Annotated in this window: 2 protein-coding genes; both read right to left on the bottom strand. The window is 63.3% G+C overall.

Features of this window, described 5'->3' with window-relative positions; translation table 11 throughout:
- A partial coding sequence (gene traN / locus RLDS_RS29370; protein ID WP_021224257.1) for a conjugal transfer protein TraN occupies nt 1-1,340 on the bottom strand: 1,340 nt, incomplete at its 3' end.
- Nucleotides 1,337-1,772: type-F conjugative transfer system pilin assembly protein TrbC (gene trbC / locus RLDS_RS29365; RefSeq protein ID WP_021224256.1), on the bottom strand; the 436-nt coding region annotated here is incomplete at its 5' end. The genes traN and trbC, both read right to left, overlap by 4 nt.

The following is a 1,772-nucleotide window of genomic DNA, read 5'->3' as shown; positions in this document are numbered from 1 at the left end:
AGCCCGAATACCGGCTTGTGGCAGGTCTCTCGCGTGCCCTGGAAAACCGTGAAGTTGTTCTCGTCGAACTCCTTGCCGGCCTGGTCGATGGAGTGAAGAGCGACCAGCGCATCCTTGAACTCGGTCGACGCCTCGCGCACGATCGGCTCGCAGTCGCCATTGATGCAATAGACGTCGTCTCCGCAGATATATTGCGGTGCATCGGTCACCGCGCTGCCGGGTGTCGGGCAGCGGTAGACCCGCTCCTCAACCTTGCAGGCGCCATCCCGCTCCTCGTCGAGGCATTCGGTGCGCAGAAAGGAGCAGCTTCCGTTCGCTTCTAGATCGCCGCAATCGTTTGCCGGCGTGAAGCGATGACACACATAGTCGCGTTTCCACGCCCAGCAGGCTTGCGTCACCGGAACGCCGTCGATGATCCGCGTTTCAGGTCCTTCCGTGCAAACATCCCCGCCAGGCTGCAACGAACACATCTCATCGCCGGCAAGACTGCCGCAGCTGTCGACCCTTCTTGTTACGACAGTGCTCGTGCTGCCCTTTGCATGCCACGACGCCCCGGTGAGCGGGCTGACGCTGAGCGCGACCGGCAAATCCGCCGTGCATTCATATTCCGTCGCATAATAATCATCGCAATATTTGTTGTCAGGCCAGGGCCAGCCATAGTCGCGATGGGCAGCGCAGGCCTGTTTCCGAACGCCTGTCGGCTTGCAGACTCCTGAGGAAATATGAGGGGCAATGGCGGCATAGCGCGCGAACGGGGTTCCATATGCGCTGTCGGGCACCACATAGTATTTGTAGCTATCGACGGTTTGCACCTCGGGCACCATGCGGATGGTGCAGGTCTCGGGCCTGTCCTCGACCTTGGTGCCGCTGTTGCAGGTCGCCTCGTAATAGCCCTCAGATCCTGAGCCCGGCGGGAGCGGGACGCACGAGCCGGAGCTGCCCCCCATGCTCTCCCCGGCGAGGTAGGCCGATGGATCATTCTCGACGGTCGTGGCGCGAGCGGTTGTCTCGAGGATCTCGGAATTGCTGAACGTCGGCCGTGTCCGGTCCGCGTCCGTGGTGATGCGATACTGCTCGTTCGACGCCTTTGTCGCCGCGGCTTCCGCTTCCATTCTTTCCGGATCGTCGAAATAGGCGCCTTGCGGCAGCGCCGTGCCGCCATAGCCCGGCACCGCTTCCGCGCGGGCATTGTCGGTCGGCACCAGCGTCGTATCCTGCCGTTTCTCATTGGCGAGCGAGCGCCCTTCCTGGCGGGCCTCCTCGACCGACATCTGGGCAGAAGCGGGGGAGGCGGCGGCAAGACCCGCGATAAGCAGCATCAGCGAGAAGCGGACGCTCACGGCAACGCTCTCCTTAGATTGGAGAGACCCACCGCCGCCACGCGCGCGCCCGGACCGTTGCCCTCGGCGAACGACGACAGCGCATATTCGACGGTCACATTGCCGATCATCCGGTCGTGAGGCGGGACCTTGGTTCGGCATGAAAAGCCGGCGCAAAGGTCGAAATCCGATGAGACCGCGACGTAGGTCGGCACCGCCTGTACGTCGAAGGCGCGGAACAGTCTCGGGTCGATGCCGATGTTGGCGAAATCGTCCTCCCGGTCGACGATCTTGCCCAGAGCCTGCGAGAACTCCTTCATCGAATTGTTCGGAAAGCCGCGGAAAACGACGACGCCCCCTGCCCTCGCCGTGTCCTCGATAAGCTGGCGAAGCGCCTTGGGGGGCATCGAGAGGCTGGCGAACGCGATGAGCTGCGGCGCCTCCCCGCCGCCG

The sequence above is a fragment of the Sphingobium lactosutens DS20 genome (genome assembly GCF_000445105.1).
In the GTDB taxonomy this organism is placed as follows: Bacteria; Pseudomonadota; Alphaproteobacteria; order Sphingomonadales; family Sphingomonadaceae; genus Sphingobium; species Sphingobium lactosutens.
This window is presented reverse-complemented; position numbering and strand designations above follow the sequence as displayed.